The organism is Burkholderia sp. Ac-20384 (assembly GCF_017104605.1).
GTDB classification, from domain to species: domain Bacteria; phylum Pseudomonadota; class Gammaproteobacteria; order Burkholderiales; family Burkholderiaceae; genus Burkholderia; species Burkholderia lata.
The window spans coordinates 1-706 of sequence record NZ_JAAGPE010000734.1; the positions used below are offsets into that span (position 1 = coordinate 1).

General features: G+C 55.7%; 1 protein-coding gene. It reads right to left on the bottom strand.

Features of this window, described 5'->3' with window-relative positions:
• Nucleotides 1–211 precede the first annotated feature (211 nt).
• On the bottom strand, nt 212–706 hold a 495-nt coding region (locus G3O00_RS43825), incomplete at its 5' end, for a transposase (RefSeq protein ID WP_241025622.1).

The window sequence follows — 706 nt, forward strand, 5'->3', positions numbered from 1 at the left end:
TTTCGACGCCTGAAGATTCGCTACGAACGCTATGCTCATATCCACGAGGCCTTCCTATCTTTGGCTTGCGCCTTGATTTGCTGGACGCGTCTAAAACCTCTGGTTAACTAATTTCGCAACAGCTTCTAAGTCTGTTTCAGGGCATCAACCAGCGCCGTCTTCTCCCGATTCGTCAGGAGTCGCGGGTCGACGCCCAGGCCTTTTTTTAGGTTCATCGCGGATTACCGGGGAACGCGGCGCGAATCTTCAGGAAGAAGTATTCCTCGTCGCGGTACCCATAAGCCCGACGCTTGATGACCTTGATGGTGTTGTTGATTCCTTCGACGACGCTGGTATTGAGCGGGTGGCGACAGCGTGCCACGATACCGTGCCAATAGCCCTGCAAGCGCCCGGCGAACTTTTGCAGGGCAGCGATCCCACTTTGCTGAGCCTGTTCGATCCATTGCTCCCAGGCCTTTTCGGACCTATCCGTCATTTCGTGGGCGGGGCATATCATCAGGTGTAAATGCCATGGATATGCCGATGAAGAAGAAAAGACAAACCGTAGCGCGTCAGGCAGCGGCCCGCGGGCCGCGGGCCGCTGACCCTGCCTCGTTTTCACGTACAGCATGTCATGCAGCAGCGCGTACGGTTTCGTATTCGACGGGAGTGCAGTAGTCGATCGACGTGTGCATGCGCTGTCGATTGTAATAGCCTTCGATCCAGT